Genomic DNA, 6,932 nt, shown 5'->3' on the forward strand with positions numbered 1-6,932 from the left:
GGCTATATGGTGATATTCTGCTGTCTAGCGGGGGCATCCATCAAAGTCGCGGCGAGCCCGCGCTTGCTCTTGCCGATTATCAAGGCGCTCATCGCGTATACAGCAGCATCGGTGATACCCGGCAACAGGCTGTCACACGGGTTACGATGGGGTTGCTATATTATGATGCCAAGGATCTCAATTCAGCGCTGAAGTATCTCGATCAAGCGCAAGATATTTATAGCTCGGATGCGGCTTTGTCCGTCTCCATCTTCAACAACCGTGGACTCATCATGCAGGATCTTGGTCGCTTCCGCGACTCCGAGATCCAATACGCCAAAGCCCTCGCCCTCGCAGACCGCATGGGCAGCGCGCTCCTGCGGGCCCGGATTCTCGGCAATATCGCGCGCGTCCGGCTGAAGGCGGGGGATGTCGGGGGCGCCGATGCCGTCATCCGCCGGGGCTATGCGCTCACCGGCGATGGCGAGGCGGCGGTGTGGCGGTCGCAGTTCGTGGGGCTGGCGGCGCAGGCGGCGCTGCAGCACCATGCCTATGCGCACGCGGCGACGCTGATCGGCGAACGGTTCGAGGGCGTCGATCCGGACACCACCACGCTCACCTTTCGCGAGGCGCACCAGACGGCGTACGAAGCCTATCGCGCGATCGGCGATACCGAGCACGCGCTCGTCCATCTCGCCGCGCTGAAGCGGCTGGACGACAAGGCGACTGCGCTCGCCACGTCAAGCAACACCGCACTGATGGCGGCGCGGTTCGATTTCGCGAACCAGGCGCTGAAGATCGCCAAGCTTCAGGCCGAGGATCTGCGTCGCAGCGTCGCATTCCAGCGGGCGCGGGCGCAGTCGCAGCGCACGATCTTCCTGGGGGCCGCCGGCAGCAGCGTGGTCGTGATCGGGCTGCTCGTCTTAGCGTTGGTCATCGGCCGGCGCGCCCGACGCAAGGTGGATGCCGCTAACGCCGATCTGGCGGTGACCAACGCCTCGCTCGCCCGCGCGCTGGCCGCCAAGACCGAGTTCCTCGCCACGACGAGCCACGAGATCCGCACGCCGCTGAACGGCATCCTGGGCATGACTCAGGTGATGCTGGCCGATCCGCGGCTGTCGCCCGACCTCCGCGATCGGATCGGCATCGTGCATGGCGCCGGCACGACGATGCGCACGCTGGTGGACGATATTCTCGACGTCGCGAAGATGGAGACCGGCAAACTGACGCTGGAGCATATCGCCTTCGATCTTGCCGAGACCATCGCGGGCGCGACTCGGATGTGGGAGGATCAGGCGCGGGCCAAGGGCGTGGGCTTCACGGTCGATCTCGCGGACTGCCCCGGACGGATCATGGGCGATCCGGCGCGGGTGCGGCAGATCATGTTCAACCTGTTGTCGAATGCGTTGAAGTTCACCCCGTCGGGCGCGGTGCGGTTGCGGGTCGCCGCCGTGAGCCCGCAGGATTATGCGATCGCGATATCCGATTCGGGGATCGGCATCGCCGCGGCGCAGCAGGAGGTGATCTTCGAATCCTTCCGTCAGGCGGATGCCGGAACGACGCGGCGGTTCGGCGGCACGGGGCTCGGTTTGGCGATCTGCCGCAATCTCGCACGGGCGATGGGCGGCGATATCGCCGTTGCAAGTCGGGAGGGGGAGGGCGCGACCTTCACCGTCACCCTGCCGCTGGTGCACGCCGAGCCCATCGTGCCGCCGTGCGCGGCGGCGTCGCAGGGCGACGGGCCGGTGCTGCTGGTCGTCGATCGCAGTCCGATTGGGCGGAGCATGTTCCGCACGCTGCTCGCGCCGCATGTCGGCTCGGTGCGATGCGCGGCGAGCATGGACGAGGCCGTCGGGTGCATCGCGGCGGGGGGCATCGCGCAGGTGTTGCTCGACGAAGCCACGGTGCGCGATGCGGGCGATCCGGTCGAAACGGTGTCGGCGATCGCTGCCGCGGCCCGGCCTCATGGCACCGGCGTCGCATTGTTGTGGCAGGGAGCGGACGAAGAAGGCTGCCGGCATCTGGCGCAAACCGGCATCGCCCATGTGATCGCCAAACCGATCGGCGGCGGCGCACTGGCTGCGGCGATATTCGGCCCGAAAACGACGTCGAACGTAACGGAGTCGCTTGTGTCGCATGCGGCGTAGGCAGATAAGCAGCGGCAATATGATACATTCAAGCCCATGCATTGTCAGCCCGGAATTAGACCGGAAATGAACATACTTTTCATCGAGGACGATCGGATGAACCGGCGCGTCGTCCACGATATGCTGAACGTCGCCGGCGCGACCATGGCCGAGGCGGAAAGCGCCGAGGAGGGTCTCGCGCTGATCGACGCGAATGATTATGCCATCGTGCTGGTCGATCTGCGGATGCCCGGCATGGACGGCATCACCGCGATCCGCCACATCCGTGCCCGAACCGACGCCAAGGCGAAGCTTCCCGTGATCGTCGTCACCGCCGATGCCGCCGCCGATCTGCGCGCGCGCTGCCTGGAAGCGGGCGCGGACGAGGTGCTCTTCAAGCCGGTGGCGATGGACGCGCTGTTCGATGCGATGGGCCGCATCCTCGCGCGCGGTGCCGAGGGCGGCGGGATGATCGCTTAGCCGGGGCGCCCGAGCGCGGCACCCAGCGACGCGGTGGCGCTGCCGCGTCGCGCGGGTTTGGGCTGCGACGGATCGGGTGCCCAGCCGGTGAGGAATATCAGGTCGAAATGTTCGCGCGTCCGCCCGTCGGCATCCGCCGCGGCGGAAAACGCGTGCGCGGCTGCGGCGAGCGCGCCGCGGGTGAGCGGCCGGCGTTCCATGAGCAGGTTGCTCGCCGCCATCCCGCGAAGATCTCCCAGCAGCCGAAGCATGTCGCCATAGCCCACCGCGAGCGCCTCGACATCGGCGACCGGCAGCGCGAACCCCGCGCGCATCAGCAGATCGCCGGCGGAGCGCACGTCGACCAGCGGGTGGAGCCGCGCGACGGGCCGGTCGGCCTCCGCCGTGCGCAGCGCGGCGCGCAGCCGGGGCAGGCTGTTGCCGCCGACGAAGGCGCCGAGAAACAGCCCGTCCGGGCGCAGCGCGCGGCGGATCAGGCTCAGCGCGCCCGGCAGGTCGCCGACCTGATCGAGCACTCCGGCGCTTACCACCAGATCGAAGGAGGCATCGGCGAAGGGCAGCCGGTCCTCGTCCGCCTGAACGCCACCCGCGTGCGACGCGAAGAGGAAGCCGGAATCCACCCGCGCCACGCGCGCGCCCGCCGGCGGGGCAAAGGCGCCGTCGAAGCAGCCGCAATCGAGCACATCGGCAAAATCGCGCTTCACCGTATCCAGTCGGTCTGCGATCCCCTCGATCATGGCGGCGCGCAGGAAATCATGCGCCGCAAAGCCGCGGGCGGCGCGGTCGCGGCGCAAGCGGCGCGCGGTGCGATCGAAGATGTCGGGGCTGCTCACCGGAGCGCTTGTGCCGCGTCGCAGGGCCAGCGACAAGCGGGCATGGCGCGTTGGCTCGATCCGGTGGAGGCGATCATACGCCTCGCGCTGCCGCCCCGCTGCGCGGGGTGCGGGGCGCCCGTCGGCGACGATCACCGGTTCTGCGCGACCTGTTGGGCCAGCCTCAGGTTTCTGGGGCCCCCCTGGTGCGCGGGCTGCAATCGCCCCTTCGCCTATGATCGCGGCGACGACGCCCGTTGCGCTACCTGCCTCGCCGATCCGCCCCGCCACGCCGGGGTTCGCGCCGCCGTCGCGTATGGCGATGTCGCCCGCGCGCTGGCGCTGCGGCTGAAATATGGCGGCCGGACCGCGCTCGCCGAAACGATGGCGCGGCAGATGGTGCGAGTGATGCCCGGGGATGCCGATCTGCTGGTGCCGGTGCCGCTCCACCGCTGGCGGATCTGGTCCCGGGGGTTCAACCAGGCCGCGCTGATCGCGGGCGCGGTGGGGCGACGCTCGGGTGTCGCGCATGATCCGTCGGTGCTGCGGCGCGTGAAGCGCACCCCGATGCTGCGCGGCCTGAGCGGCAAGGCACGCGCACGCGCCGTGGCGGGCGCGTTCCGCGTGACGGACCGCGCGCGGATCGTGGGTCGGGCGGTGGTGCTGGTGGACGACGTTCATACCAGCGGCGCGACCGCGGCGGCCTGCACGCGCGTGCTGCTGGCGGCGGGGGCGCGGTCGGTGACGATCCTGTGCTGGGCGCGCGTGCTGGACGAGACCGCGGTCGATTGACAAGACGGCCCCGCCGCCACATCTCGGGCCGATGGCAAAGGTTGAAATCTACACCAAGGCGTTCTGCCCCTATTGCTCGCGCGCGATGAAGCTGCTGGCGGCCAAGGGCGTCGTTCCCCAGGAATATGATATCAGCCTCGGCGGACCCAAGCGTGCCGAGATGCTGGCGCGCGCACCCGGCCGCACGACCGTGCCGCAGATTTTCATCGACGGCACCCATGTCGGCGGATCGGACGATCTCGCCCTGCTGGAGCGCGAAGGAAAGCTCGATCCGCTGCTCGGCGGATGAAGATCGCCGTCCTCCAGATGACGAGCGGGATCGACCCTGCCGCCAATGCCGCCACGATCGTCGATGCGATCGAACGGGCAGCCGATGCCGGAGCGACGATGGTTTTCACGCCCGAAATGTCCGGCCTGATCGACCGGGACCGTGCGCGTGCCGCCGCGGCGATCGTGGCGGAGGCGGACGATCCGGTGCTGGATGCGGTTCGTTCCGCCGCGGCGCGCGCGGGCCTATGGGTGCATCTCGGTTCGCTGGCGGTGCGCGCGGAGGACGGGCGGTTCGCCAATCGCGGCTTCGTGATCGACGCGAGCGGTGCGATCCGGGCGCGCTACGACAAGCTCCACCTGTTCGATGTGAATCTTCCGAGCGGCGAAAGCTGGCGTGAATCGGCGGCTTACGCGCCGGGCGCCGCCGCCGTCGTGATCGACACGCCGCTCGGGATGCTCGGGCCTACGATCTGTTACGACCTGCGCTTCCCCGACCTGTTTCGCGCCTTGAGCGATGCGGGCGCAGATATCCTGTCGGTGCCCGCCGCCTTCACCCGGCCGACGGGCGCGGCGCATTGGCACGTCCTGCTGCGCGCGCGTGCGATCGAGGCGGGCGCCTTCGTGGTCGCCGCGGCGCAGACGGGGCTCCATGCCGATGGCCGCACGACCTATGGCCATTCGCTGGTGATCGATCCCTGGGGCGACGTGCTGCTCGACATGGGCGAGGCGGCGGGGCTGGGCTTTGCGCCGATCGATCCCGCACGCGTCGCCGACGTGGGCGCGCGCATTCCCGTGCGTGCGCACCGCCGCCCGATCCCGACCGTGACGCGGGTCCGGTGATCGTCTTCGATCTTCGCTGTGCGAACGCGCATGTCTTCGAGGCGTGGTTCGCCTCCACCACCGCTTATGAAGAGCAGGCGGGGGCAGGGCAGGTCCGCTGCCCATTGTGCGACGATCCCGACGTGACGAAGGCGGTGATGGCGCCCAACGTCGCCGCCAAGGGCAACCGCGTGTCGCATGCCGAAGCCAAGGCGGCGATCAGCGCCCTGGCGGCGGCGCAGGCCAAGGCGCTCGCCTCGTCCTCCTGGGTCGGTGCGGACTTCGCGACTCGGGCTCGCGCGATGCATCTCGGCGAGGAGAAACACGCCCCGATCCACGGCCAGGCGAGCCTGGCGGAGGCGAAGGCGTTGGTCGACGAGGGCGTGCCCGTTGCACCCCTGCCGCTACCGGTGGTGCCGCCCAAGGCGCTGAACTGATCCGCGCGGATGGCCTTGCGGCGGGGATGAGCAGATGCGAGGGAAGGCGCACGCGGCCGGCATTCAGTTCGGTGACCGGCATCACGGCAGACGGACCGTGATCGCCAGTCATCGACGGGGCCGGACCGGCAGACCGGCGTTGCGAGGTCGCGGCGGGATCGGGGGGATTGCGTTTTGTACCTGCTGACCATGGCGATGTTCGTGACCGCCGCGCCCGTTCAGGCGGGCGATCCCGCGCCGCAAGCCGATGTTCCCCAGGCAGCCACGGGCGCGGCATCGCCCCCGGCCGCGCCGCTCCACATCGCGAACCCGAGCGAACCGCCCCTGCCGGATCAGGCCCAGCGGCCGACTCACGATCCGGCGGGGAACGGGGATATCATCGTGCGCGCGCGCGATGTGTCCGACGCGCCCGATCCACTGCGCGCGCTCAATGCCCAGTCGTTTGCCGCGACCGAGGCGGTGGACAAGGCGCTGATCGGCCCCGTGTCGATTGCCTACAAGAAGCATGTGCCCAGCCCCTTTCGCAGCGGCGTCCACAATTTCCTCTACAATATGCGCGAGCCGGTGGTGTTCGTGAACTTCGTGTTCCAGCACAAGATCGGCAAGGCGGCCGAGACGGTCGCCCGTTTCGCGATCAACACGACGGTCGGCGTGGCCGGTGTGTTCGATATGGCGAAGCGCCGCGCGTTCAAGCTTCCGCGGCGCGGCAACGGCTTTGCGGATACGCTCGGCTTCTACGGTGTGCCGAACGGGCCGTTCATGTTCCTGCCGATCGTCGGGCCGACGACGGTGCGCGACCTGTTCGGCGGTGCGGTCGACCGGCTCGTTCTGCCGCTCACCTTCGGCAGCCGCATCACCCGGCCGAGCTATGCGGTGCCCGCTGCCGTTCTGGGCGTGCTCGATCACCGTGCCGAATTCGACGAGACGCTGCATACGCTCCACGACGGCGTGCCTGACCCTTATGAGAACACCCGCGCCTTCTATCTGCAGCGGCGTCAGGGCGAGATCGATCACCTGCGTGGCCGCAGCGATCGCAATTCCAGCCCCATGTCGGAAGCGCCGACCGCCCCGATCCGGATGCGCGGCGTTCATCCGGCGACCCCGCCATCCCCGGCCCCGGAGGCACGCCCGCCCGAGAGTGCGACGCCCTCGCCCTAGGTAGCACCCACCACATCTAGATTGCCCCCTTGCGGCCCCTGCGCTATTTGCAGGCGCGC

8 protein-coding genes are annotated in these 6,932 nt (G+C 69.1%); 7 read left to right on the forward strand and 1 reads right to left on the reverse strand.

Annotated elements, in window-relative coordinates; translation table 11 throughout:
* The first annotated feature begins 341 nt into the window (after positions 1-341).
* Together OXQ95_RS14830 and OXQ95_RS14835 are read left to right on the forward strand one after the other, a co-directional pair.
* Complete coding sequence (locus tag OXQ95_RS14830; RefSeq protein ID WP_267382157.1) at positions 342-2,126, forward strand: ATP-binding protein; 1,785 nt, start codon at positions 342-344, stop codon at positions 2,124-2,126.
* 66 nt (positions 2,127-2,192) lie between these two features.
* Entirely contained in the window at positions 2,193-2,585 is a 393-nt protein-coding gene (locus OXQ95_RS14835; RefSeq protein WP_267382158.1) for a response regulator, read from the forward strand.
* Here OXQ95_RS14835 and OXQ95_RS14840 read toward each other — a convergent pair.
* Positions 2,582-3,418: a class I SAM-dependent methyltransferase gene (locus OXQ95_RS14840; RefSeq protein ID WP_267382159.1), complete on the reverse strand. Its 837-nt coding sequence runs from the start codon at positions 3,416-3,418 to the stop codon at positions 2,582-2,584. The genes OXQ95_RS14835 and OXQ95_RS14840 overlap by 4 nt on opposite strands.
* Before the next feature lie 42 nt (positions 3,419-3,460).
* On the opposite strand from OXQ95_RS14840, the gene OXQ95_RS14845 reads away from it, so the two are divergent.
* The 5 genes from OXQ95_RS14845 to OXQ95_RS14865 all read left to right on the forward strand — a co-directional run bounded on the left by OXQ95_RS14845 (position 3,461) and on the right by OXQ95_RS14865 (position 6,873).
* Entirely contained in the window at positions 3,461-4,189 is a 729-nt protein-coding gene (locus tag OXQ95_RS14845) for a ComF family protein (protein ID WP_267382161.1), read from the forward strand.
* A 31-nt stretch (positions 4,190-4,220) separates the two neighbouring features.
* Positions 4,221-4,478, forward strand: a complete 258-nt coding sequence (gene grxC / locus OXQ95_RS14850) for a glutaredoxin 3 (protein WP_267382162.1) — start codon at positions 4,221-4,223, stop codon at positions 4,476-4,478.
* Positions 4,475-5,299 carry a carbon-nitrogen hydrolase family protein gene (locus OXQ95_RS14855; RefSeq protein ID WP_267382164.1) on the forward strand — a complete coding sequence of 275 codons (825 nt, stop codon included), beginning with the start codon at positions 4,475-4,477 and terminating at the stop codon, positions 5,297-5,299. Before grxC ends, OXQ95_RS14855 begins: the two co-directional genes overlap by 4 nt.
* Positions 5,296-5,715 carry a DUF1178 family protein gene (locus OXQ95_RS14860; RefSeq protein WP_242097563.1) on the forward strand — a complete coding sequence of 140 codons (420 nt, stop codon included), beginning with the start codon at positions 5,296-5,298 and terminating at the stop codon, positions 5,713-5,715. The genes OXQ95_RS14855 and OXQ95_RS14860 overlap by 4 nt, the downstream gene beginning before the upstream one ends.
* Before the next feature lie 174 nt (positions 5,716-5,889).
* Positions 5,890-6,873: a VacJ family lipoprotein gene (locus OXQ95_RS14865; RefSeq protein ID WP_267382166.1), complete on the forward strand. Its 984-nt coding sequence runs from the start codon at positions 5,890-5,892 to the stop codon at positions 6,871-6,873.
* Positions 6,874-6,932: the final 59 nt, after the last annotated feature.

The organism is Sphingomonas sp. GC_Shp_6 (assembly GCF_026540835.1).
GTDB lineage: Bacteria > Pseudomonadota > Alphaproteobacteria > Sphingomonadales > Sphingomonadaceae > Sphingomonas.